The 22,921-nt window shown below is 72.6% G+C and carries 19 protein-coding genes and 1 pseudogene; 12 read left to right on the top strand and 8 right to left on the bottom strand.

Annotated features, from left to right (window positions below):
* Positions 1 to 2: 2 nt before the first annotated feature.
* Positions 3 to 533, top strand: a complete 531-nt coding sequence (locus tag ABD954_RS22370) for a hypothetical protein (RefSeq protein WP_345488179.1) — start codon at positions 3 to 5, stop codon at positions 531 to 533.
* Between the two features lie 125 nt (positions 534 to 658).
* Here the strand turns inward: ABD954_RS22370 and ABD954_RS22365 are convergent, their stop codons facing one another.
* Genes ABD954_RS22365 through iolC form a run of 5 tightly spaced genes read right to left on the bottom strand, consistent with a single transcriptional unit; the run spans position 659 to position 6,601 of the window.
* Entirely contained in the window at positions 659 to 1,276 is a 618-nt protein-coding gene (locus ABD954_RS22365) for a DUF4291 domain-containing protein (RefSeq protein ID WP_345488178.1), read from the bottom strand.
* 53 nt (positions 1,277 to 1,329) lie between these two features.
* Positions 1,330 to 2,832 (bottom strand): CoA-acylating methylmalonate-semialdehyde dehydrogenase, encoded by a 1,503-nt coding sequence (gene mmsA, locus ABD954_RS22360; RefSeq protein ID WP_345488177.1) that lies wholly within the window; start codon positions 2,830 to 2,832, stop codon positions 1,330 to 1,332.
* A gap of 22 nt (positions 2,833 to 2,854) precedes the next feature.
* Positions 2,855 to 4,753, bottom strand: a complete 1,899-nt coding sequence (iolD, locus tag ABD954_RS22355; RefSeq protein ID WP_345488176.1) for a 3D-(3,5/4)-trihydroxycyclohexane-1,2-dione acylhydrolase (decyclizing) — start codon at positions 4,751 to 4,753, stop codon at positions 2,855 to 2,857.
* Entirely contained in the window at positions 4,708 to 5,559 is an 852-nt protein-coding gene (gene iolB / locus ABD954_RS22350; protein ID WP_345488175.1) for a 5-deoxy-glucuronate isomerase, read from the bottom strand. Before iolB ends, iolD begins: the two co-directional genes overlap by 46 nt.
* Positions 5,560 to 5,569: 10 nt before the next feature.
* Positions 5,570 to 6,601: a 5-dehydro-2-deoxygluconokinase gene (gene iolC / locus ABD954_RS22345; RefSeq protein ID WP_345488174.1), complete on the bottom strand. Its 1,032-nt coding sequence runs from the start codon at positions 6,599 to 6,601 to the stop codon at positions 5,570 to 5,572.
* Positions 6,602 to 6,749: 148 nt separating this feature from the next.
* On the opposite strand from iolC, the gene ABD954_RS22340 reads away from it, so the two are divergent.
* Both ABD954_RS22340 and ABD954_RS22335 read left to right on the top strand, forming a co-directional pair.
* Positions 6,750 to 7,667 carry a sugar phosphate isomerase/epimerase family protein gene (locus ABD954_RS22340; protein WP_345488173.1) on the top strand — a complete coding sequence of 306 codons (918 nt, stop codon included), beginning with the start codon at positions 6,750 to 6,752 and terminating at the stop codon, positions 7,665 to 7,667.
* 235 nt (positions 7,668 to 7,902) lie between these two features.
* Complete coding sequence (locus ABD954_RS22335) at positions 7,903 to 8,100, top strand: helix-turn-helix transcriptional regulator (protein ID WP_345488172.1); 198 nt, start codon at positions 7,903 to 7,905, stop codon at positions 8,098 to 8,100.
* Positions 8,101 to 8,138: 38 nt separating this feature from the next.
* Here ABD954_RS22335 and ABD954_RS22330 read toward each other — a convergent pair whose 3' ends face one another.
* Entirely contained in the window at positions 8,139 to 10,463 is a 2,325-nt protein-coding gene (locus tag ABD954_RS22330; RefSeq protein ID WP_345488171.1) for an MMPL family transporter, read from the bottom strand.
* A gap of 169 nt (positions 10,464 to 10,632) precedes the next feature.
* On the opposite strand from ABD954_RS22330, the gene ABD954_RS22325 reads away from it, so the two are divergent.
* The 3 genes from ABD954_RS22325 (at position 10,633) to ABD954_RS22315 (ending at position 14,307) form a co-directional block, all read left to right on the top strand.
* Positions 10,633 to 11,310, top strand: a complete 678-nt coding sequence (locus ABD954_RS22325) for a TetR/AcrR family transcriptional regulator (RefSeq protein ID WP_345488170.1) — start codon at positions 10,633 to 10,635, stop codon at positions 11,308 to 11,310.
* A gap of 449 nt (positions 11,311 to 11,759) precedes the next feature.
* Positions 11,760 to 11,993 carry a heavy-metal-associated domain-containing protein gene (locus ABD954_RS22320; protein WP_345488169.1) on the top strand — a complete coding sequence of 78 codons (234 nt, stop codon included), beginning with the start codon at positions 11,760 to 11,762 and terminating at the stop codon, positions 11,991 to 11,993.
* Between the two features lie 76 nt (positions 11,994 to 12,069).
* A complete protein-coding gene (locus ABD954_RS22315; RefSeq protein WP_345488168.1) occupies positions 12,070 to 14,307 on the top strand; it encodes a heavy metal translocating P-type ATPase in 2,238 nt (745 codons plus the stop codon).
* 357 nt (positions 14,308 to 14,664) lie between these two features.
* On the opposite strand, the gene ABD954_RS22310 is transcribed toward ABD954_RS22315, so the two are convergent.
* Both ABD954_RS22310 and recD2 read right to left on the bottom strand, forming a co-directional pair.
* A complete protein-coding gene (locus ABD954_RS22310) occupies positions 14,665 to 15,954 on the bottom strand; it encodes a citrate synthase (protein ID WP_345488167.1) in 1,290 nt (429 codons plus the stop codon).
* A gap of 179 nt (positions 15,955 to 16,133) precedes the next feature.
* Positions 16,134 to 18,347 (bottom strand): SF1B family DNA helicase RecD2, encoded by a 2,214-nt coding sequence (recD2, locus tag ABD954_RS22305; protein WP_345488166.1) that lies wholly within the window; start codon positions 18,345 to 18,347, stop codon positions 16,134 to 16,136.
* Between the two features lie 55 nt (positions 18,348 to 18,402).
* On the opposite strand from recD2, the gene ABD954_RS22300 reads away from it, so the two are divergent.
* From ABD954_RS22300 to ABD954_RS22275, 6 genes and pseudogenes are all read left to right on the top strand, one after another.
* Positions 18,403 to 18,738: a hypothetical protein gene (locus ABD954_RS22300; protein ID WP_345488165.1), complete on the top strand. Its 336-nt coding sequence runs from the start codon at positions 18,403 to 18,405 to the stop codon at positions 18,736 to 18,738.
* A gap of 448 nt (positions 18,739 to 19,186) precedes the next feature.
* Positions 19,187 to 19,591, top strand: a pseudogene (locus ABD954_RS22295) (SseB family protein); the annotation flags it as partial.
* Positions 19,588 to 20,235 (top strand): hypothetical protein, encoded by a 648-nt coding sequence (locus ABD954_RS22290; RefSeq protein WP_345488164.1) that lies wholly within the window; start codon positions 19,588 to 19,590, stop codon positions 20,233 to 20,235. The pseudogene ABD954_RS22295 and the gene ABD954_RS22290, both read left to right, overlap by 4 nt.
* The gene (locus tag ABD954_RS22285; RefSeq protein ID WP_345488163.1) at positions 20,235 to 21,923 is read left to right on the top strand and encodes a WXG100 family type VII secretion target; all 1,689 of its coding nucleotides are present in this window, start codon (positions 20,235 to 20,237) and stop codon (positions 21,921 to 21,923) included. Before ABD954_RS22290 ends, ABD954_RS22285 begins: the two co-directional genes overlap by 1 nt.
* Positions 21,924 to 21,985: 62 nt before the next feature.
* On the top strand, positions 21,986 to 22,408 hold the full coding sequence (locus tag ABD954_RS22280; RefSeq protein WP_345488162.1) for a DUF4279 domain-containing protein: 423 nt from the start codon (positions 21,986 to 21,988) through the stop codon (positions 22,406 to 22,408).
* 5 nt (positions 22,409 to 22,413) lie between these two features.
* Positions 22,414 to 22,830, top strand: a complete 417-nt coding sequence (locus ABD954_RS22275; protein WP_345488161.1) for a hypothetical protein — start codon at positions 22,414 to 22,416, stop codon at positions 22,828 to 22,830.
* Positions 22,831 to 22,921: the final 91 nt, after the last annotated feature.

Here is a 22,921-nt window from a genome sequence, read left to right as displayed (position 1 = left end):
CGGTGTCCGGCCTGGATTTCCACGCCCATGTCGCCGCCCGCGGCGACGTCCTGGGCGTCGGTGTCGGCGCGGAGCCCGAGGAGTGGGAGCGACGGCTCGGGAGCGACTTCGTCGACGACCGGGACCGGGCCCTGCTGCGCCGGGACTACGGGCTGGTCGAGCTGTCGTTCCAGCAGCAGCGGGACGGCTCCTGGCCGTGCTTCGGCGTCAGCGTCCCGATCCACCGGCTGCGGTGGGACCCGGAGTCGGCCGTGCCGCCGGCCTTGCGGAGCGCGTACGGCGACTTCGGGCCGTCCGTCCGCCTCGGTGACCTCACGGCCGCCGTCGCAGCCCTGGGCGGCACGGTCGAACCGGACGACGACGGCACGGACGGAGCGGAGGGCGGCGGCACGACCTCGGACTTCCGGCGCTACCGCGTCCGCGAGTCCGGCGTACGCCTCTTCGTCCGTGCGGCACCGGATCTCCCGCCGGCGCTGTCCCCGGTGACACAGCTCAGCGTCTCCCCCGCCTGGTGGGGTGCCGTCACCGGCTGACGGATGCGGGGCCCGGCGACCCGGACGGTTCGGGGGGTCGGGGGGTCGGGGGGTTCGGGGGGCTCGTACGGCACGTACGGCACGTACGGCTCGTACGGCTCGTACGGCTCGTACGGCACGTACAGCTACGACAATTCCGACGGCTCCGGCCCCACCACCCGCCCGAGGAGGCCGTCCTCGGCCGGGTACGGCCGCTCCTCGGGCAGCAGCCGTCCGGCCTCCGGCAGGCGCCCGTCGCGCACCAGACCGTGGATCTCCCGGGCGAGCGGGGTCACGTCACGGATGCCGACGGTCCACTCGTCCGCGTAACGGCGGGACGCCTCCCCGGCCAGGCCCAGTTGCAGCGAGCGGTACGGCAGCGGGCGCAGGTGCGGGTCGCGCTCCGGGTCCCACTGGACCCGGGCCGGTGACCGCTTCAGCTCGCGCTGCCAGGCGGCGCGGTCGGTGTGGAACCCGCGGACGTAGTGGGACAGGCAGGCGTGACGCAGCGCCCACTCGAAGCCCTCGCGGGTGATCTCCACCGCGAGCACCGTCTCCTGGCCCTCCTTCAGTCCCCATCCGCAGCGGTACATCATCCACAGGAACGAGGGCTTGATCCAGGTCATCCGGTCCCGCTTCCACACGGCGGGGAAGCGGCCGTCGCGGGCGGCCGCGAGGCCGATCTCCGGGCGGTACGCCTGGTAGACGGTCACCGTGGTGTCGGTGTGGACGGCGCGGATCTGGTACTTCGGCGGAACGGACATGGCCCCCAGGATGCGCGGTCGCGCGCCCCGGGGGCCAGTCGGTTTCGCGGTGCTCAGTGGTTGCGCGGGAAGCCCAGGTCGACGCCGGCGGGGGCCTCGGACGGGTCCGGCCAGCGGGTCGTGACGACCTTGCCGCGGGTGTAGAAGTGGACGCCGTCGTTGCCGTAGACGTGGTGGTCGCCGAAGAGGGAGTCCTTCCAGCCGCCGAAGGAGTGGTAGCCCACCGGCACCGGGATCGGCACGTTCACGCCGACCATGCCCGCCTCGACCTCCAGCTGGAAGCGGCGGGCCGCGCCGCCGTCACGGGTGAAGATGGCGGTGCCGTTGCCGAACGGCGAGGCGTTGATGAGGGCCAGGCCCTCCTCGTACGTCTCGGCGCGCAGCACGCACAGCACCGGGCCGAAGATCTCGTCCCGGTACGCCTTGGCCGAGGTCGGCACGTGGTCGAGGAGGGACAGGCCGATCCAGTGGCCGTTCTCGTGGCCGTCGACGGTGTATCCGGTGCCGTCGAGGACGACCTCGCAGCCCTCGTCCGCCGCGCCGTGCACGTAGGAGGCGACCTTGTCGCGGTGGGCGGCCGTGATGAGCGGGCCCATCTCGGAGGTCGGGTCGGTGCCGGGGCCGATCTTGATCTTCTCGGCGCGCTCGCGGATCTTCTGCACCAGCTCGTCACCGATCGCGCCGACCGCGACGACCGCGGAGATCGCCATGCAGCGCTCGCCGGCCGAGCCGTACGCCGCCGAGACCGCCGCGTCGGCGGCCGCGTCCAGGTCGGCGTCGGGCAGGACCAGCATGTGGTTCTTGGCGCCGCCGAGCGCCTGGACGCGCTTGCCGTTCGCGGACGCGGTGGTGTGGATGTACTTCGCGATCGGCGTCGAGCCGACGAAGGAGACGGCGGCGACGTCCGGGTGCTCAAGGAGCCGGTCCACGGCCACCTTGTCGCCGTGGACGACGTTGAAGACGCCGTCCGGCAGGCCGGCCTCGGCGAGCAGCTCGGCGATCTTCAGGGACGGCGACGGGTCCTTCTCGCTCGGCTTCAGGATGAAGGTGTTGCCGCAGGCGATGGCGAGCGGGAACATCCACATCGGCACCATCGCCGGGAAGTTGAACGGGGTGATGCCGGCCACCACGCCCACCGGCTGGCGGATCGCGGCCACGTCCACCCGGTTGGACACCTGGGTGGACAGCTCGCCCTTGAGCTGGGTGGTGATGCCGCAGGCCAGGTCGACGATCTCCAGGCCGCGGGCGACCTCGCCGAGCGCGTCGGAGTGGACCTTGCCGTGCTCGGCGACGATCAGCTCGGCGATCGCGTCGCGGTTGGCGTCGAGCAGCGCGCGGAAGCGGAAGAGGATCGTGGTGCGCTGGGCCAGCGAGGAGGTGCCCCAGGTCTGGTAGGCGGCCTTGGCGGCGGCGACGGCGGCGTCGACCTCGTCGACGGAGGCGAGCGCGACGCGGGTGGTGACGGCGCCGGTGGCCGGGTCGGTGACCGGGCCCCAGTTGCCCGACGTGCCTTCGACGGTCTTGCCACCGATCCAGTGGTTGATGGTCTTCGTCATGACGACATGCTCCTTCTGGCTGCTACAGGTGGCGGCGTCGGGCGGTGACGTGCCGGTCGTACTCCTCGCGGGCCCTGACCGCCGACGAGCGGGTGGAGGTCTCGGCCACGGGCACATCCCACCACGCCTGGGCCGGGGGCGGGCCCGACACACTGTCTGCCGTTTCGGTCTCGACGTAGACACATGTGGGAACCGTCGCCCGCCGTGCATCCGCGAGGGCTTCTCGCAGGTCACGCACGGTGCGGGCGCGCAGCACCCGCATGCCGAGGGAGGCGGCGTTGGCGGCCAGGTCGACCGGGAGCGGCGGTCCGGTGAAGGAGCCGTCGGGGGCGCGGAGGCGGTAGTCGGTGCCGTAGCGCTCGGCGCCGACCGCCTCCGACAGGCCGCCGATGGAGGCGTAGCCGTGGTTGTCGAGGATGACGACCTTGATGGGCAGTTCCTCCTGGACGGCGGTGACGATTTCGGTGGGGTTCATCAGGTACGTCCCGTCGCCGACGAGGGCCCAGACGGGCCGGCCGGGGGCGGCGAGGGCGACGCCGATGGCGGCGGGGATCTCGTATCCCATGCAGGAGTAGCCGTATTCGACGTGGTACTGGTCGGCGGACCGGGCCCGCCACAGCTTGTGGAGGTCGCCGGGGAGCGAGCCGGCGGCGTTGATCAGGATGTCGTCCCCGGTGACCAGGGTGTCGAGTACGCCGAGCACCTGGGTCTGGGTGGGGCGGGCGTCTGCGTCGGGTGCGGCGTAGGCGCGGTCGGTCCGGCGCTGCCAGTCCTCCTTGGCGGAGGCCCACCGCGCCGCGTCCCGGTGGTGGCCGCCCAGCCGCTCGGTGAGCGCGGTGAGCCCCTCGCGGGCGTCGGCGACGAGGGACCGGGCGGCCTGCTTGTGGGCGTCGAAGGCGGTGATGTTGAGGTTGAGCAGGGGGGTGTCCGGGCCGAAGAGGGTGCCCGAGGCGGTGGTGAAGTCGGTGTGGCGGGTGCCGACGCCGATGATCAGGTCGCTGGCGCGGGCGAGTGCGTTGGCGGTGGCGGTGCCGGTGTGGCCGATCCCGCCGACGTCGCAGGGGTGGTCGTGGGGCAGGACGCCCTTGCCGGCCTGGGTGGTGGCGACGGGGAGGCCGGCCCGTTCGGCGAGGGTGCGCAGGGCGTCCTCGGCTCCGCTGTACTTCACGCCGCCGCCCGCGATGATCAGCGGCCGTTCCGCGGCTTCGACGGCGTGGACGGCGGCGTCGAGTTCGGCGGCGTCGGGCCGGGGCCGGCGGACGGTCCAGGTCCGCTCGGCGAGGAACTCCTCGGGCCAGTCGTACGCCTCGGCCTGTACGTCCTGCGGCAGGGCGAGGGTGACGGCCCCGGTCTCGGCGGGGTCGGTGAGGACCCGTACGGCGGCGAGCGCGGCCGGGATCAGCGCCTCGGGGCGGGTGATCCGGTCGAAGTACCGCGACACCGGGCGCAGGCAGTCGTTGACCGACACCTCGCCCGCGTAGGGCACTTCGAGCTGCTGGAGGACGGGGTCGGCGGGCCGGGTGGCGAAGGTGTCGCCGGGCAGCAGCAGCACGGGCAGCCGGTTGACCGTGGCGAGTGCGGCGCCGGTGACGAGGTTGGTGGCGCCGGGGCCGATGGAGGTGGTGACGGCGTGGACCTGGAGGCGGCGGGACTGGCGGGCGTAGCCGACGGCCGCGTGCACCATGGCCTGTTCGTTGCGTCCCTGGTGGTACGGCATGAGGCCGGGGTGTTCGACGAGCGCCTGCCCGATGCCGGCGACGTTGCCGTGGCCGAAGATGCCCCAGGTGGCGGTGAACAGCCGCTGCCGTACGCCGTCGCGTTCGGTGTGCTGCGCGGCGAGGAAGCGCACCAGTGCCTGGGCGACGGTCAGGCGGCTCACTCGTATCCCTCCGTGTGGTCGGGGTGGAAGCTGATCCGCCATTCCCGCTCGGGCCCGGGGCCCGCCATGACGTTGAGGTAGTACAGCGGGTGGCCGGGCTGGGCGATGGACGGGCCGTGCCAGCCGTCCGGTACGAGGACGGCGTCGCCGGTGCGGACCTCGGCGAGGAGTTCGGCGCCGCCGGGGCGTGAGGGGGTGATCCGCTGGTAGCCGTAGCCGCCGTCCTCGCGTCGCGGATCGCGGCTCCCGGAGAAGACCTCGTAGTAGTAGATCTCCTCCAGGACGGATTCCCGGCCGGGGTGGTGCTCGTCGTGCTTGTGGGGCGGATAGGAGGACCAGTTGCCGCCCGGGGTGACCACCTCGACGGCGATCAGCCGGTCGCAGTCGAAGGCGCCTGCGGCGGCGAAGTTCCGCACCTCGCGGGCGCGGTTGCCGCTGCCGCGGATCTCGACGGGAACCTCCGGCGCGGGGCCGTAGCGGGCGGGGAGTCGTCGCTCGCACTTCGCTCCTGCCAAAGCGAAGCGGCCTCCCGCACCGGAGGCGATCTGGGCGTGGGCGCTCCTCGGCACATAGGCGAAGTCCGAGACCCCGTCGAACACGTCGGCCCGGCCCACGAGTTCGATGATTTCCCCGTCGACGCGCACCGTACCGCCCCCGGACAGCGGAAGCACCACCCATTCGCTGTTCCCCGTCAGGTACGTGTGGGTCCCGCCGGGCGGGAGGTCGACGACCCGCAGCGAGCTGTGCGTCCAGCCGGCCCGCTCGGGGTCGATGTCGACGGCGTACGGGCCGCGGGCGGCCGTCCCGGCGGGCAGGTGGAGGGAGGGCGTCGAGCGCGTGGTGTCCATGGTCCTCTCCCTACCCGTCGACCGGGCGGCTCTCGCGGTGGCGCGCGGGGACGGAGCCGGTTCCGGTGGCGAGGGCGAGGGCGATCTCGTCGTCGTGGGGCATCGCGGGCGCGCAGGCGAGCCGGCCGGCGACGATCGCGCCCGCCGCGTTGGCGTAGCGCAGCGCCTCCTCCAGGTCGCGGCCGGCGAGCAGGGCGTGGGCGAGTGCCCCGCCGAACGCGTCGCCCGCGCCGAGGCCGTTGACCACCTCGACCGGCAGCGGCGGGACCTCGGCCGCGGTGCCGTCGGCGGCCAGCGCGAGGACGCCCTTGGGTCCCTGCTTGACGACGGCGAGCCGCACTCCGGAGGCGAGCAGGGCGCGGGCGGCGGCGTAGGGCTCGCGTTCGCCGGTGGCGACCTCGCACTCGTCGGCGTTGCCGACGGCGACGGTGGCGTGCCGCAGGGCCTCCCGGTAGAGCGGGCGGGCCTCGTCGGCCGGAGCGGGGCCGTCCCACAGGGCGGGCCGCCAGTCCAGGTCGAGGACGGTGAGCGCGTCCGGGGCCGCGCCGTCGGCCCGTTCCTGGAGCGCGCCGAGGGTGGCGGCCCGGCTGGGCTCGGCGCTCAGGCCGGTGCCGGTCACCCAGAGGGCGCGGGCGGCTCGCAGGGCGGGCAGGTCCAGTTCGTGGAGGTGGATCTCCAGGTCGGGGGCCTTGGGGCGGCGGTAGAAGTGGATCGGGAAGTGGTCGGGCGGGAAGATCTCGCAGAAGGTGACCGGGGTGGGGTACTCCGTCACGTCCGTGACCCAGCGGTCGTCCACCCCGAACGCCCGCAGCTCGCGGTGGAGGTAGTCGCCGAAGGGGTCGGCGCCGGTGCGGCTGACCAGAGCGACGCTCCGTCCGAGGCGGGCGGCGGCGACGGCGACATTGGCCGGTGAGCCGCCGAGGAACTTGCCGAAGCTCTCCACCCGGGCCAGCTCCACCCCGGTCTGCAGCGGGTAGAGGTCCACGCCGAGGCGGCCCATCGTGATCAGGTCGTACGGTCGGTCGTACGGCTCCGCCGTCATGCCACGCACCTCTCCTCGGCCCCGCCGGGGGCCCACGTCCCAGGTCTATCCACGGCTCCCTGCCCTGTCAACGCCGTGCCCGTGGGCGGGGACGCGGGTCCGGACGGTGTCTTGACGCTCGTCGCGGACCCCATCCAAGGTTGCATGCATGACGAACCCGACGAACCGGTCGCCGCTGTCCCGTATCCGCATCGGTTCCGCCCCGGACTCCTGGGGCGTGTGGTTTCCCGACGACCCCCTCCAGGTGCCCTGGCAGCGGTTCCTCGACGAGGTGGCGAGCGCCGGTTACGAGTGGATCGAGCTCGGCCCGTACGGCTATCTGCCCACCGACCCGGCGCTCCTCGCCGAGGAGACCGCCCGCCGGGGCCTGAGGGTGTCCGCGGCGACGGTCTTCACCGGGCTTCACCACGGCCCGGCGGTCTGGGAGCGGACCTGGGCGCACGTGGCGGAGAACGCCGCACTGGCCCAGGCGATGGGCGCGGAGCACCTGGTGGTGATCCCCTCCTTCTGGCGGGACGACCGCACGGGCGAGGTCCTGGAGGACCGCACCCTGACCTCCGAGCAGTGGCGGCACCTGACCGGCTTGACGGAGCGGCTCGGCTCCGAGGTCCGGGAGCGCTACGGCCTGCGGGTCGTCGTCCACCCGCACGCCGACACCCACATCGACGGCGAGGAGAACGTCTCCCGCTTCCTGGACGCCACCGATCCGGACCTGGTCGCGCTCTGTCTGGACACCGGTCACTACGCCTACTGCGGCGGGGACAGCGTCAAGCTGATCGAGACCTACGGCGAACGCATCGGCTACCTCCACCTCAAGCAGGTCGACCCGGCGGTCCTCGCCGAGGTGGTCGCCGAGGAGGTGCCGTTCGGCCCGGCGGTGGCGCGCGGCGTGATGTGCGAACCGCCGTCGGGGGTGCCGGCCCTGGAGCCGGTCCTGGCCGCCGCGCAGGCCCTGGACGTGGACCTGTTCGCGATCGTGGAGCAGGACATGTACCCCTGTGATCCGGACAAGCCCTACCCCATCGCGGTGCGCACCCGCCGTTTCCTCCGCTCCTGCGGCGCCTGATCTCTTGCGTCAGTCGCGTCACGTCCGTCGCCCCTTCGTCACGCTTATCTCGATTACGCGGGTTTTCCGTCACAGCCGGTCGACAGGCGTTCTCCTCCCGTCCGAAGCGGGCGTTCACCGGGCACAGGCTCAGTGATCACCAGCCAGTGATCGCCAGTGACCACCAGTGACGCCCGCCAGCTCCCCCGACGGAACCCCCGCCGCCGCTGCCGGGCACGCAGGAGAGGTGCCACGCATGACGGACAGAAGGCTCTGGTCGTACAAGGACATCGCCGCGCACATCAAGGTGCAGCCGGACACGGTCCGCTCCTACCGGAAGCACGGGCTGCTGCCGGCCCCCGACCACGTCGAGTCGGGCAAGCCCTACTGGTACGCGGACACCATCCGCGCCTGGGTGGCCAAACGGCCAGGGAACCGGAACCGCCGGGACTGACCCCCGCCCCGGCGTCCGTCCTCCAGGGCCCCCGGGCGCTATCCGGTCTTCTGCGGCACCCGCTCCGGCGCGGGTGCCCCGGGTATCGCGCCGCCCTCGCTGATGCCGAAACGGTCGTGGAAGCGGCGCAGCGGCCCGGGGGCCCACCAGGTGAGGCGCCCGGTCAGCTTCATCACGGAGGGGACGAGCAGGCTGCGCACCACCATGGCGTCCATGAGGACCGCGAGGGCGACGCCGAGGCCGAGCATCTTGGTGTTGGTGACCCGCGAGGTGCCGATGGCCACCATCACCACGGCCAGGATCACGGCCGCCGCGGTGATCAGCCCGCCCGTGCGGCGCAGTCCGAAGCGGACGGCGTGCTCGTGGTCGCCGGTGGCGTCGTACTCCTCCTTGATGCGGGAGAGCAGGAACACCCCGTAATCCATGGACAGTCCGAAGGCCACGCAGAACATCAGGACGGGCAGGGTGGTCTCGATGTCCCCGGTGGGGGTGAAGCCGAGCGGGCCGGAGAGGTGGCCGTCCTGGAAGACCCAGACGGCCGCGCCGAACATGGCCGTGAGGCTGAGCGCGTTGAGCACGACCGCCTGGAGCGGGATGAGCAGGCTGCCGGTGAGCAGGAAGACGAGCACCAGGGTGACGACGACGATGATGCCGGCCGCCCAGGGCAGCCGCTCGCCTATGGCGTCCTTGGAGTCGACGAGCACGGCCGCGGCGCCGGTGACGGAGGTGTCGAAGGGGGCCTCGGCCGCGCGCAGTTCGCCGACCACCCGCTGGGCCCCGGCGCCGACGCCCTCACCCTCGGGGACGACCGTGAAGTAGGCGTGGGTCCGCTCGCCGGATCCGGAGGTGACCGGCCCGTCCACCCGCGCGACGCCGTCGAGCCGCTCGATCCGCTCCCGGTACGCGGCGTACTGCCCGGGAGTGGCGGAGCCCTCGGCGAGCACCGTGAGCGCCCCGCCGGGGCTGCCGGGGAAGCCCTCGCGCAGCTGGTCCTGGACGACCCGGGACTCGGCGGCGGCCGGGAGCTGGCGGTCGTCGGCGGTGCCGAACCGCACGCCGAGGAAGGGCAGTCCGAGCAGCACGAGTCCGGTGGCGGTGGCGACGGCGAACAGCGGTGCCCGCCGCATCACCAGGGCCGCGGTCCGCGCCCAGCCGACGCCGCCCTCCTCCTCCGCCCCCGCACGGGCGCCCGCACCGGCCCGCGCGGCCAGGTCCACGTCCGTCGCCGCACCCGAACCGGCGCCCGGCCCGGCGCCCGGCTCGGTGCCACCGGCGCCCGCCCGGGGCGCGCGCCGGAAGACCCGGCGCAGGTCCAGGGCGTTGACCCGGTCGCCGAGCAGCACGAGCGCGGCGGGCAGCAGGATCAAGGCCGCAGCGGCGGCGAGGAGGACGACGGCGATGCCGGCGTAGGCGAAGGAACGCAGGAAGTACTGCGGGAAGACCAGCATCGCGGCGAGCGAGACGGCGACGGTGAGGGCGGAGAACAGCACGGTCCGCCCCGCGGTGCGCAGGGTGGTCGCGACGGCGGTCCTGGTGTCGGCGCCCGCGGCCAGCTCCTCGCGGAAGCGCCGGACCACGAACAGGGCGTAGTCGATGGCGAGTCCGAGGCCGAGGGCGGTGGTCAGGTTCTGGGCAAAGACGGAGACGTCGGTGAACTCGGTGAGGCCGCGCAGCACGGCGTTGGTGCCGAGGATGGCGACGATGCCGATGCCGAGCGGGAGCAGGGCGGCGACGGCGCTGCCGAAGACCATCACGAGCAGGACGAGGGTGACGGGCAGGGCGATCAGCTCGGCCCTGAGCAGGTCCTCCTGGATGGTCGTCTGCATCTCGTGGCGGACGGCGAGCGGACCGCCGACGGAGACCTCCACGGGTCCGTGGCTGCCGCGGAACTCGGGGGCGAGTCGCTCCAGGGTCTCCCCCGCGGCCTTCTCGTCGCCGTCGATCCGGGCCGCGATCACGGCCTGGCGGCCGTCCTCGGAGCGCAGCGCGGGGGAACCGGTCGCCCAGTACGAACCGACGCCGTCGACGTCCGGCCGGGCGTCGAGCCGCTCGGCGAGCCGCCGGGCCTCGGCGGCGACGGCCGGGGCGTCGACCCCGGCGTCGCCCGCGTCGACGAGCAGCAGCAGATTGGGCTGGGAGGCGGGGAACTCGCGCTCCAGGACCTCGACCGCGTACGTGGACTCGGCGTCCGGGTCCTCCCAGCCGCCGCTGCCCATCCGGTCGGCGACGCCGCCGCCCGCGAGGACCGCGAGCGCGGTCAGGACGAGGGCGACCAGCAGCGTCAGACGTGGCCGCGCCGTCACGAACCGCGTCCAGCCGCCGGGTGCACCCCCGGTCAGCTGCCTTTTCTTGACTTCGGTCATGACGCGGTGTCCCCTTCACCATGACCCGTGCGCGCGCTCTCCCGGCGGGGCGCAGGGGTCGCCCATTGCCCAATAGACTGACAAACACGAGCGATCACTCGCGTTCCCTAAGAATGCGAGCGACCTCTCGCGTTTGTCAATCGCGTTCAGAGAGCTGGGGACGACAGCCATGCCCGAGGACAGGCCCGCGGAGAAGTCCGGGGAGAGGACCGGGGAACCGAAGCCGCGCCGCCGCCAGGCCCGCGGCGAGCGCCGGATCGCTCAGCTGCTCCAGGCCGCCGCCGACGTCTTCTGCGCCTACGGCTACACGGCGACCAGCACCAACGCGATCGCCCGGGAGGCGAGCGTCTCCCCCGGCACGCTCTACCAGTACTTCCCGAACAAAGAGGCCATCGCCCTCGAACTCGGCGACCGGCTGCTCGCCCAGATGCGGGAGGCCCACGGCCAGGCGTTCACACCCGAGAACCTCGCCCTTCCGCTGCCCGAGCTCCTCGACGCCGTCCTCGACCCGCTGATCGAGTTCAACTGCCAGAACCCGGCCTTCCTCGCCCTCATGCACGGCTCCGAGATCCCCGGCCGGATCGCGGAGGAGCACGACGCCCTGCACGCCTCGCTGCTCGCCCGGGTCGGAGACCTGCTCGGCCACTACCTGCCCGACGGCGACCCGGCCCAGCACGCCCGGATCGCCGACATGACCTTCGCGATCGTGAAGGCCGGACTCGCTCTGATCCTGGCCGCACCCGAGGGACCCGAGCGGGACGCCGTGATCACCGAGACGAAGACGGTGCTGCTGCGCTACCTCGACCCGGTCATCGGCCGCGCGCTCACCACGATCCCGAGCCCGTGACCAGCCCGGCGGGCGGCGGGGGCCCGGACGCCCGCCGGGCCCGCAGCCTCAGCGCGAGCAGGGGGAGGGCGAGCACCGAGACCACAGCGCACCGGCAGGACGGCGCCGAGGACGGTGCCGGTGAGCGCACCCGCATGAACACACCCCGATGAACACGCCCGGTTCACCGGGCTTCGCCCGGCCGAGGACGTCGGGGCCGCTCAGGGTGCCGAGGACGGTCACGAAGACGGCGAGCGGGACGGGAAGCATCGGCCACGCGACGGGCCGGCAGCGGCGCCAGGACGGCGACCGCCGAGATCAGGATCAGCACGGTCATGGACTCCGGCCCGGCACCTGGAGCGGACACGCATGCAATCCATACCCCCTAGGGGTATAATCTATGCTAGTACGGCGTACGGCCCCGCGCACCGGCGGGGCCCCGCACCGCAACGCCCCCAGAGGAGAACGTCATGACCGCCGAGACGAAGACCGAACTGACCACCGTCTACCAGGTCAAGGGCATGACCTGCGGCCACTGCGAGGGCGCGGTCACGAGCGAGATCTCCGAGATCGACGGCGTCTCCTCCGTCAAGGCCGTGGCGGCCACCGGACAGGTCACCGTCGTGTCCGCCGCCCCGCTGGACGAGGAGGCCGTCCGCGCCGCCGTCGACGAGGCCGGGTACGAACTGGTCGGCCGCGCCTGAGCCCGCCGCTCGCCGCAAGCCCACCGCAGGGCCGTACGGTTGCTCCGTACGGCCCTGCACCCGTTGGGAAACACTGATGACCTCCACGATCACCGAGCTGACGATCGGCGGGATGACCTGCGCCTCCTGCGCGGCCCGCGTCGAGAAGAAGCTCAACCGGATGGACGGGGTGACGGCGACCGTCAACTACGCCACCGAGAAGGCGCGCGTCGAACACCCCGCGGAGGTCACGGTCGGCGACCTGATCGCCACCGTCGTCCGTACCGGCTACACCGCCGAGGAACCCGCACCGGAACCGGAACCGGAGGAGCCACGCCCGCAGGAGGGCACGGACCCCGCTGCCGTACGGGACGAGGACCCGGAGCTCGCCTCGCTGCGGCAGCGGCTCACCGTCTCGGCCGTCCTCGCCCTGCCCGTCGTCCTCCTGGCGATGGTCCCCGCCCTCCAGTTCGAGCACTGGCAGTGGCTCTCCCTCACCCTCGCCGCCCCGGTGGCCGTCTGGGGCGGGCTGCCCTTCCACCGCGCCGCCTGGACCAACCTCCGGCACGGCGCGGCCACCATGGACACCCTGGTCTCCGTCGGCGCCCTCGCCGCCTTCGGCTGGTCGCTGTGGGCGCTGTTCCTGGGTGACGCCGGCATGCCGGGCATGCGGCACGACGTCGGCCTCACCGTCGCCCGCGAGCACGCCGCGGGGACGATCTACCTGGAGGTCGCCGCCGGAGTCGTCACCTTCATCCTGCTCGGCCGCTACCTGGAGGCCCGCGCCAAGCGGAAGGCCGGTGCCGCCCTGCACGCCCTGCTGCGGCTCGGCGCCAAGGACGTGGCCGTGCTGCGCGACGGCGCGGAGGTACGGATCCCGGTGGCCGCCCTCGCGGTCGGCGACCGCTTCGTCGTACGGCCCGGGGAGAAGATCGCCACCGACGGCACCGTCACCGAGGGCGCATCCGCCGTCGACGCGTCCCTGCTCACCGGCGAGTCCCTCCCCGTGGACGTCACCCCCGGCGACCCCGTCACCGGCGGCTGCGTCAACACCTCCGGACGGCTGGTCGTACAGGCCGGCCGGGTCGGCGCCGACACCCAGCTGGCCCGGATGGCGCGGCTCGTCGAGGACGCCCAGAACGGCAAGGCCGAGGTGCAGCGGCTCGCCGACCGGATCTCCGCCGTCTTCGTGCCCGTCGTCCTCCTCGTCGCCCTCGGGACCCTCGTCGGCTGGCTCCTGCTGACGAGCGACATCACGGCCGCCTTCACGGCCGCGGTCGCGGTGCTGATCATCGCCTGCCCGTGCGCCCTGGGGCTCGCCACCCCGACCGCCCTCATGGTCGGCACCGGCCGCGGCGCCCAGCTCGGGATCCTCATCAAGGGCCCCGAGGTCCTGGAGTCCACCCGCCGCGTCGACACCGTCGTCCTGGACAAGACCGGCACCGTCACCACCGGCCGCATGGAGCTCGTCGGCGTGCACGTGTACGGCGGCGCCTACGGCACGGGGCGCGCCGACGAGACCGAGCTGCTGCGGCTGGCGGGCGCCCTGGAGCACTCCTCCGAGCACCCGGTCGCCCGCGCCGTCGCGGCCGGCGCCGCCGCCCGGGTGGGCGAGCTGCCCGTACCGAAGTCCTTCGAGAACGTGCCCGGACTCGGGGTGCGCGGCTCCGTCGACGGGCATCTGGTGGTCGTCGGGCGGGCCGCCCTGCTCGCGGCCGAGGGGATCGAGGTGCCCGGCGAGCCGCGTCCGGGAGTCGTGCACGTCGCCTGGGACGGGCGGGCCCGCGGCACCCTGACGGTCGCCGACTCGGTCAAGGAGACCAGCGCGGAGGCGGTCGCCCGGCTGCGCGCCCTGGGCATGCGGCCGGTGCTGCTCACCGGGGACGGCCGGGCCGTGGCCGAGGAGGTGGCGGCGGAGGTCGGCATCGACGAGGTGATCGCCGAGGTGCTGCCGCAGGAGAAGGTGGACGTGATCCGGCGCCTCAGGGCCGAGGGCCGCACGGTGGCGATGGTGGGTGACGGGGTGAACGACGCCGCGGCGCTCGCCGCGGCCGATCTGGGCCTGGCGATGGGCACCGGCACGGACGCGGCCATCGAGGCGAGCGATCTGACCCTGGTCCGCGGGGACCTGCGGGTCGCGGCGGACGCCATCCGGCTCGCCCGGCGGACCCTGGCCACGATCAAGGGCAACCTCGGCTGGGCCTTCGGCTACAACGTCGCAGCGCTGCCGCTCGCCGCGGCCGGTCTGCTCAACCCGATGATCGCCGGACTCGCGATGGCCTTTTCGTCCGTATTCGTGGTGACCAACAGCCTGCGGCTGCGCCGCTTCCGCTGACGTCTCCCCACGAATTCACCTCCATGTGATGCACAGGACCTTCACAAAGAGACCTAGATCACAGATATTTGGGGGTAACCATCTGGGCTGTTCGCGAGTCTAAGTGGGCGATGCCAAGAACGTCTTGGGGGACGTTCATGGGATGTCTTGGGGGACGTCCCAGGCAAGCGCGGCCGGGGCACGTGCACCGGGGAGCTTTGAGCGGCCCTCCCGTACGTACCCCGGCAGACCGCGCGAGCAGACGCCCGGCCCGGATCCCGTGGGGGGAATCCGCACCGGGGATATGGAAAGCGCCCCGCTCGCCGACCCGTGGGGGGATCGGCGGCGGGGCGCTTTCGCCATCCGCGGCGGCTGAGGTCAGCGGGCGTCGGCCGGGACGAAGTCGCGCTCGACCACGCCGGTGTAGATCTGGCGCGGGCGGCCGATGCGGGAGCCCGGCTCCTTGATCATCTCGTGCCACTGGGCGATCCAGCCCGGGAGGCGGCCGAGGGCGAACAGCACGGTGAACATCTCGGTGGGGAAACCCATCGCGCGGTAGATCAGACCCGTGTAGAAGTCCACGTTCGGGTAGAGGTTGCGCGAGACGAAGTAGTCGTCGGAGAGCGCGTGCTCCTCGAGCTTCAGCGCGATGTCCAGCAGCTCGTCGGACTTGCCGAGCGCCGACAGGACGTCGTGCGCCGCCGCCTTGATGATCTTGGCGCGCGGGTCGAAGGACTTGTACACCCGGTGGCCGAAGCCCATCAGGCGGACGCCGTCCTCCTTGTTCTTCACCTTGTTGATGAAGGAGTCGACGTCGCCGCCGTTGGCCTGGATGCCCTCGAGCATCTCCAGGACCGACTGGTTGGCGCCGCCGTGCAGCGGGCCCCACAGGGCCGAGATGCCGGCGGAGATCGAGGCGAACATGTTCGCCTGCGAGGAGCCGACCAGACGCACGGTGGAGGTCGAACAGTTCTGCTCGTGGTCCGCGTGCAGGATCAGCAGCTTGTCGAGCGCGGAGACCACGACCGGGTCGAGCTCGTACTCCTGGGCCGGGACCGAGAAGGTCATCCGCAGGAAGTTCTCGACGTACCCGAGGTCGTTGCGCGGGTAGACGAAGGGGTGGCCGATCGACTTCTTGTACGCGTACGCCGCGATCGTCGGCAGCTTGGCGAGCAGCCGGATCGTGGAGAGGTGGCGCTGCTTCTCGTCGAACGGGTTGTGGCTGTCCTGGTAGAAGGTGGACAGCGCGGAGACCACGGAGGACAGCATCGCCATCGGGTGCGCGTCCCGCGGGAAGCCGCGGAAGAAGTTCTTGACGTCCTCGTGCACCAGCGTGTGCTGGGTGATCTCGTTCTGGAACGTCGCGAGCTCGTCCGACTTCGGCAGCTCACCGTTGATCAGCAGGTACGCCACCTCCAGGAAGGTGGACTGCTCGGCCAGCTGCTCGATGGGGTAGCCGCGGTACCGCAGGATGCCCTTCTCGCCGTCCAGGTAGGTGATGGCGGATTTATAGGCGGCGGTGTTGCCGTACCCGCTGTCCAGGGTGACCAGACCGGTCTGGGCTCGGAGCTTCCCGATGTCGAAGCCCTTGTCGCCGACGGTGCTCTCGACCACCGGGTAGGTGTATTCACCGTCCGCGTACCGCAGTACTACAGAGTTGTCGCTCACGTCATCCCTCACCGACGTAGTGCCTCTTCTTCGAGGTGCCCTGACTGTCTCTACCATCCCCCATTTGGCTCAGGAGAGTGCACTCGGGGTCGACCATTGGGCCAATCGGCGGCACTCAGTGCCGCCAACCTGCTCATCCTGCCCCCTTCGCCCCGGTTCCGGAAGTCCTCCGTGATCTTTCACACGAGGGTGCCCCCTGTGAGCCGGTGCGCGAGTGCGGTAAAGCGGCGCCCGGCCGAGACCGTACGCACCGCCTGTGCGATCGCCCGGCGGGAGCCCACCAGGACGACGAGCTTCCGGGCCCGGGTGACGGCCGTGTAGAGCAGGTTCCGCTGGAGCATCATCCAGGCACTCGTGGTGACCGGGATCACCACGGCCGGATACTCGCTGCCCTGCGAACGGTGGATGGTCACGGCGTAGGCGTGGGCCAGCTCGTCCAGCTCGTCGAAGTCGTACGGCACCTCCTCGTCCTCGTCGGTGCGCACGACGAGCCGCTGCTCGACCGGGTCGAGGGAGGTGACGACGCCCACGGTGCCGTTGAAGACGCCGTTGGCTCCCTTCTCGTAGTTGTTGCGGATCTGGGTGACCTTGTCGCCGACGCGGAAGACCCGGCCGCCGAAGCGCTTCTCCGGCAGGTCGGGGCGGGCCGGGGTGATCGCCTGCTGGAGCAGCCCGTTGAGCGCGCCCGCACCGGCGGGGCCCCGGTGCATGGGGGCGAGGACCTGGACGTCCCGGCGCGGGTCGAGCCCGAATCTGGCGGGGATCCGGCGGGCCGCGACCTCCACGGCCACCCGGGCGGCGTCCTCGGTCTCCTCCTCGGCGAAGAGGAAGAAGTCGGGAAGGCCGGTCGTCAGGGGCGGCTCGCCGGCGTTGATCCGGTGCGCGTTGGTGACCACTCCGGACTGCTGGGCCTGCCGGAAGATCCGGGTCAGCCGGACCGCCGGGACCGGGCCGCCCGGGGCGAGCAGGTCGCCGAGCACCTCGCCGGCGCCCACCGAGGGCAGCTGGTCCACGTCCCCGACCAGGAGCAGATGGGCACCCGGCGCCACCGCCTTGACCAGCTTGTTCGCGAGGAGCAGGTCCAGCATGGACGCCTCGTCGACCACGACCAGGTCGGCGTCGAGCGGCCGGTCCCGGTCGTAGGCGGCGTCGCCGCCCGGCTTCAGCTCCAGGAGCCGGTGGACGGTGGACGCCTCGGCCCCGGTCAGCTCGGCCAGCCGCTTGGCGGCCCGGCCGGTCGGCGCCGCGAGCACCACCTTGGCCCGCTTCGCCCGGGCCAGCTCCACGATCGACCGGACCGTGAACGACTTGCCGCAGCCGGGGCCGCCGGTGAGCACGGCGACCTTACGGGTCAGGGCGAGGCGCACGGCCTCCTCCTGCTCCGGCGCGAGGGAGGCCCCCGTCCGGTCGGCGAGCCAGGCCAGCGCCTTGTCCCAGGCCACGTCCTGGAAGGCCGGCATCCGGTCCTCCGCGGCGCCGAGCAGGCGCCGGACCTGCCCGGCGAGGGACAGCTCGGCCCGGTGGAAGGGGACCAGGTACACGGCCGTGACCGGCAGCCCCTCCGGGCCCGGCACCTTCTCCCGCACGACCCCCTCGGGGTCCTCGGCGAGCTCCCCGAGGCAGTCGATGACGAGGCCCGTGTCGACCTGGAGCAGCTTGACCGCGTCGGCGATCAGCCGCTCCTCGGGCAGGAAGCAGTGGCCTTGGTCGGTGGACTGCGACAGCGCGTACTGCAGGCCGGCCCGCACCCGGTCGGGGCTGTCGTGCGGGATGCCGACGGCCTGGGCGATCCGGTCGGCGGTGAGGAAGCCGATGCCCCAGACGTCGGCGGCGAGCCGGTAGGGCTGGTTCCGCACGACGGAGATCGAGGAGTCCCCGTACTTCTTGTAGATCCGCACGGCGATGGAGGTGGAGACGCCGACGCCCTGGAGGAAGACCATCACCTCCTTGATCGCCTTCTGCTCCTCCCAGGCCGCGCCGATCAGCTTCGTCCGCTTGGGGCCGAGCCCGGGCACCTCGATGAGCCGCTCCGGCCGGGTCTCGATGACGTCGAGGGTGTCCGTCCCGAAGTGGTCGACGATCCGCTCGGCTATGCGCGGGCCGATGCCCTTGATGAGGCCGGAGCCGAGATAGCGGCGGATGCCCTGGACGGTGGCGGGCAGGACCGTCGTGTAGTTCTCCACGGTGAACTGCCGCCCGTACTGCGGGTGGGAGCCCCAGCGGCCCTCCATCCGCAGCGACTCCCCCGGCTGGGCGCCCAGCAGCGACCCGACGACCGTGAGGAGGTCACCGGAACCCCGGCCGGTGTCGACACGGGCGACGGTGTACCCGTTCTCCTCGTTGGCATAGGTGATCCGCTCCAGGACACCTTCGAGCACCGCGAGATTGGACATGATCCGACGGTAGCGAAGGGCTCGGACACCGCGCGGTCCCTGTGGACAACCACCTGTGGACAACCACCTGTGGACGACGCCCGGCGGACTCCGGCCCGGGGCACTGCACCCGGTCGGGGGACGGCGCCCCGGCCGCCGGGGCGGTCTCCCCGTCGTCACGCCCGGCGGCCTGGCCGGCGGAGGGCTGGTCGGCGACGGCCTGACGGCGGGTGTCCTCGCCAAGCCGGCCAGGCCCGCGGCCGACGCGGTCGCGAAGCACCGGCCCGCCGGTCCCGGCCGTCCCCGGTCGATCGAGCTCCTGGTCCCGGTCGTCCTGGCCGTGCTCACCAAGCGCGCCCCGGGCAGGAAGGGCGGCGGCCCCGGGGGCGTCCTCGGCGGCGGCCGACGCTGAACCGGCCGCCGGACAAAGGCCCCGCCAGGCCGCGCTCACGCCACGCGTCTGCGGCACGTCTTCTTCGTTGCACCTGGGAAGATCACCGTGGCAGCATGCAGCGGTGATGGATAACGGGGAAGAGATACCAAGGCCGCGCCAGGTCTCCAGGCTGGCCGAACTGGCCGAGGCCGGCACCGTGTTCCGGCCCGCGCCGCGCTCCGCGCCCGACGCCCGGCCCGACGCGGACGCACACACCGGCGCCGCCGCGGGCGCCACCGCGAGCGTCGGCGCGGGCGAGACCGGCCACCGGAACGGGACCGGGACCGGCCACCGGAACGGGACCGGCGGCGCGACCGGCGGCGGGACCGGGGGCGCGACCGTTCCGCAGGACCCGACGGGCGGCGGGACCGGGGGCGCGACCGTTCCGCAGGACCCGACCGGCGCACCGGAACTCGACCACGAGCGGTTCGCCGAGCTGCTCGCCCTGTTCCGCAGCACCGCCGTCCTCGTCCCCCTCGACCCGTACGGCAGCCTGTGGACCGCCGAGCAGAACGGCGTGCGGTGGATCTGCGCCTTCTCCGACGAGGCGGCCCTCGCCCGCTTCGCGTACGCGCAGCAGGACGCCGCACGCGCCTGGGACTACCGGACCGTGCTCGGCTCCCGGCTGCTCGACCAGATGGTGCCGATGCTGCCCGGCCCGGCCGGGGTGGCGCTCGACGCGGGCAGTCCGGACGGCATGCTCTTCCCGCCCGTCCGGGGCATCGTGCCGGACGCGGTGGCGGTGGACACCGAGGGGCACGCGGGCTACGGCGGCGCCGGCGCGGCCATCGGCGGACATGAGGAGCCCATGACCTACGGGGGGACGCGATGAGCGGAAGCGATCCGCTGCTGGAGGCACCGACCTGGGCGCTGGTGGAGATCGCCCGCGGCATCGACCTGGCGCACTCCGAGCTGAAGGACCTCGGCATGATCGGCGAGGCATCGGCCGGCCGCGGCTTCTCCGATCTCGCCCTGACCGGCCTGGAGCTGGGCCACGGTGGGCTCACCTCCGAGTTCGAGACCTTCTGCAACCGGTGGGAGTGGGGCGTGCGCGCGCTCACCCTGCGCGGGAACGGCTTCGCCCAGGGAGTCGGCCTGTCGGTGGGGGCCTTCGCCGAGCAGGAGCAGTACGTGAAGGACACGTTCAAGATCGGTGTGAACGCGCTCAACGGCAACCCTCACCTGTCCGAGGACGAGGTCAAGCAGATGAGCTGGGAGACCATCCGCGACCAGCACATGTGGGACAACGCGGACTGGAGCGGCCAGTCGTTCGAGCAGGCCCACGCAGAGGTCAAGCAGACGTGGAAGAACACCGGCTACGACGTCATGGACGCCCAGCTCGACTCGATGGAGCGGTCCGGCCTGGTCGACCCGGCCGTCCGTGACCGGATGGACGAGCAGCTGAAGCGGGACCTCGACCCCGACCAGGCCACCGTCGACCAGGCGGAGGAGCCGCGCTGGGGAGAGAGGCGCTGATGGGCATCGGGGGACTCGGGGCACTCGGCGACCTCGTCGACAAGGGCGTGGACCTGGTCGACAAGGGCATCGACAAGGGCAAGGAGGTCGTCGGCGAGGGCGTCGACTACGTCACCGACAAGGCCGGCGAGGGGCTGCGGCACTACGGCTACGACGGCGTGGCCGAGGCCGTCGAGGACTGGGGCGACGAGACCGCGTCCTCGCTGGGCGCGGAGGTCGGCGAGAAGCAGCTCGGGCAGACCGAGGAGGCCGACGAGCTGATCCACGGCAAGCCGGAACGGATCACCTCGGCGGTCAAGAACCTGCGGGACTTCAAGCAGGCGTTCGACCTCGTGGGTTCCGGCATGAAGCAGCTCGACGCGAGCCACTGGCACGGGGCCGCCGCCGACGCGTTCCGCAAGCGGTTCGAGACCCTGCCGCTGGACTGGCTGCGCGCCGCCGACGCGTTCGGGGACGCCGCCCAGGCCCTGGAGACCTACGGGAAGACCGTCACCAGCGCCCAGGGCAAGGCCCGGGAGGCGATCGCCCTCTACAAGGAGGCGAAGGAGGACTACGAGCGGGCGGCCGACGCGTACGAGAAGAAGGCCAAGGCGTACAACGACGCCCGCACGAGCGACCATCCCCTGCCGCACCCGGGCGAGTTCAGCGACCCGAGCACGGAGAAGCGCCGGCGGGCGCAGGAGGTGCTCGACGACGCCCGCAAGGCGCGCAACGAGGCCGCCGAGGCCGCGAAGACGGCGGTCAGGGCGGCGATGGCGCACGCGCCCAAGGAGCCGACCGGCCGGGACAAGCTCAAGTACGAGCTGATGGACCACGGCCTCGCCCAGGGCATCGAACTGGCCCATTTCGGCGGCGGCATCATCAAGGGCACGGCGGGCCTGGTCAACTTCGTGCGCTCGGTGAACCCGCTCGACCCGTACAACGTCACCCACCCCGCCGAGTACTACAAGGGCGTCAACATGACGCTCGCCGGTCTCGCGTCCACCGTCGCCAACCCCGACCGCGCGCTGAAGAACGCCTGGGAGGCGGCCAAGGGCGACCCGTCCGAGTTCTTCGGGCGTCTGGTCCCCGAACTGATCGGCACCAAGGGGACGGGCCTGGTCCGGGGCGGCCTGCGGGCGGGGCTCAAGGGCGGTGTCGACGTCCCCGGCTCCGGACGGAGGGGGCTCGGCGACGGCCTCGACGGTCTGACGAGCCGCGGCTCCGGCGGCGAGATCCCGTCGCACGCGGACGTGAAGCGGGCCGTCATCGACAGCAAGCCGGAGCCCATCAAGGACCGCAAGTGGTCCGACGACGACGGGCGTTACTACGCGAGCCAGGTCCTCAAGGGCGGTCGCGCGGACGGCGAGACGGTGTTCGCCGGGCACGGCTACATGGAGCGCTACGCGGGCGAGACGGTCGTCCCCGAGGGCACGACCATCTCCTTCTACATCCCGCACGCCGAACGGCTCCCCGGTCTCAACGGAGTCGCCGTCGAGGGCGGCTCCTACCCGGGCGGGGCCGTGGAGACCTTCGGTCCCGGCGACCGCATCCCCGACTACACGCTCGCGCCGCCGGAGCCCAAGGGCGGCGGAGGATTCACCGTGTACGAGAATTCGACCACGGTCGCGAAGCGTACGAACCTGAGCGAACTGCTCAAGGAGAACATGGGCAACGTCCACTGGGCGGCCTGCCGGGAGCTGGAATGAGCGGCGACGGTGGCAGTGGCGGCGGTGGCAGCAGCGGTACGGGGACGGGAAGGAACGGCACGGTGAGCACGGACCGGCGGCAGCACGGAGCGACGTGGACGCTGACCTCGGTGGCCCTGGTGGTCAGGGGGCCCGCCCTCGACCCGGACGCGCTGACGGCGAGGCTCGCCCTCCGGCCGACCGCGACCCGGCCGCCGGGGCCGAGCCGCTGGGGCCCGCCGGACGACGTCGACGGCGAATGGCGGCTGCAGTGCGACGAGCGCACCACCCGGGACTTCGCGGCGCAGCTCGACACGGTGCTGACGGCGGCCGAGCCGTACGCGGAGCAGTGGCGCGCCCTCGTGGCCGAAGGGGTCTCGGTCGCGCTCGTGGTCAGGGGGTACGTGGACAACGACTCCCAGCTCGCCCTGACCGCCGAGGAGATGCGCCGGGTGGCGCGCCTCGGCCTGCCCCTGACCCTGACCCCCAGCACGAGCGAACGGTGAGCGCCATGTGGACCTCGATCACCACCTCCCTCGCCGTCACGGGCGCCGATCTGGACGCCTCGGCCGTCGAGTCCGTCCTCGGCTTCGCCCGCCCGGCGGCGGAGCGCACGACCGGCCTGTCGGTCCACCACGGGCCGGGCTGGTGGGCCCTCACCGTCGACGAGGCGCTGTCGTCCGAGCTGGAGGGGCAGGTCACGGCCCTGGCCGGCCTCGTCGGGGAGCACCTCACCGGCATCGGCGCGCTGACCGCCGCCGGCCGCCTGGTGCAGGTCGCCGTGTCGGGCACCGTGGACCGCGGCGGCCCGCTGACCCTGTCGCCCGAGGCGGCCACCCGCCTGGCCGCACTCGGCCTGCCGGTGTCCTTCACGACCCTGACCCCGGACAACGCCCCGTCGGAGGACCCCCTGGACTGGCTGTCCTGAGGCCGCGCGCCCGGGGCAGGGAGGGCCAGTCGTCGCCGGTCGGCTTGGCCGCACCCCTCCGTGCCGGGGGGCGGGTGCGCGTTTCCCGCCC

It is taken from the genome of Streptomyces roseoviridis, from assembly GCF_039535235.1.
In the GTDB taxonomy this organism is placed as follows: Bacteria; Actinomycetota; Actinomycetes; order Streptomycetales; family Streptomycetaceae; genus Streptomyces; species Streptomyces roseoviridis.
The sequence above is the reverse complement of the archived record's forward strand: the minus strand, read 5'-3'. Positions and strand labels throughout refer to the sequence as shown.

What these genes read in the sequence shown, in the direction of transcription:
- ABD954_RS22365 (WP_345488178.1), bottom strand. Translation starts at nt 1,276, where the DNA reads ATGTCCGTTCCGCCGAAGTACCAGATCCGCGCCGTCCACACCGACACC.
- mmsA (WP_345488177.1), bottom strand. Translation starts at nt 2,832, where the DNA reads ATGACGAAGACCATCAACCACTGGATCGGTGGCAAGACCGTCGAAGGC.
- iolD (WP_345488176.1), bottom strand. Translation starts at nt 4,753, where the DNA reads ATGGCGGATCAGCTTCCACCCCGACCACACGGAGGGATACGAGTGAGC.
- iolB (WP_345488175.1), bottom strand. Translation starts at nt 5,559, where the DNA reads ATGGACACCACGCGCTCGACGCCCTCCCTCCACCTGCCCGCCGGGACG.
- iolC (WP_345488174.1), bottom strand. Translation starts at nt 6,601, where the DNA reads ATGACGGCGGAGCCGTACGACCGACCGTACGACCTGATCACGATGGGC.
- ABD954_RS22340 (WP_345488173.1), top strand. Translation starts at nt 6,750, where the DNA reads ATGACGAACCCGACGAACCGGTCGCCGCTGTCCCGTATCCGCATCGGT.
- ABD954_RS22335 (WP_345488172.1), top strand. Translation starts at nt 7,903, where the DNA reads ATGACGGACAGAAGGCTCTGGTCGTACAAGGACATCGCCGCGCACATC.
- ABD954_RS22330 (WP_345488171.1), bottom strand. Translation starts at nt 10,463, where the DNA reads ATGACCGAAGTCAAGAAAAGGCAGCTGACCGGGGGTGCACCCGGCGGC.
- ABD954_RS22325 (WP_345488170.1), top strand. Translation starts at nt 10,633, where the DNA reads ATGCCCGAGGACAGGCCCGCGGAGAAGTCCGGGGAGAGGACCGGGGAA.
- ABD954_RS22320 (WP_345488169.1), top strand. Translation starts at nt 11,760, where the DNA reads ATGACCGCCGAGACGAAGACCGAACTGACCACCGTCTACCAGGTCAAG.
- ABD954_RS22315 (WP_345488168.1), top strand. Translation starts at nt 12,070, where the DNA reads ATGACCTCCACGATCACCGAGCTGACGATCGGCGGGATGACCTGCGCC.
- recD2 (WP_345488166.1), bottom strand. Translation starts at nt 18,347, where the DNA reads ATGTCCAATCTCGCGGTGCTCGAAGGTGTCCTGGAGCGGATCACCTAT.
- ABD954_RS22290 (WP_345488164.1), top strand. Translation starts at nt 19,588, where the DNA reads ATGAGCGGAAGCGATCCGCTGCTGGAGGCACCGACCTGGGCGCTGGTG.
- ABD954_RS22285 (WP_345488163.1), top strand. Translation starts at nt 20,235, where the DNA reads ATGGGCATCGGGGGACTCGGGGCACTCGGCGACCTCGTCGACAAGGGC.
- ABD954_RS22275 (WP_345488161.1), top strand. Translation starts at nt 22,414, where the DNA reads ATGTGGACCTCGATCACCACCTCCCTCGCCGTCACGGGCGCCGATCTG.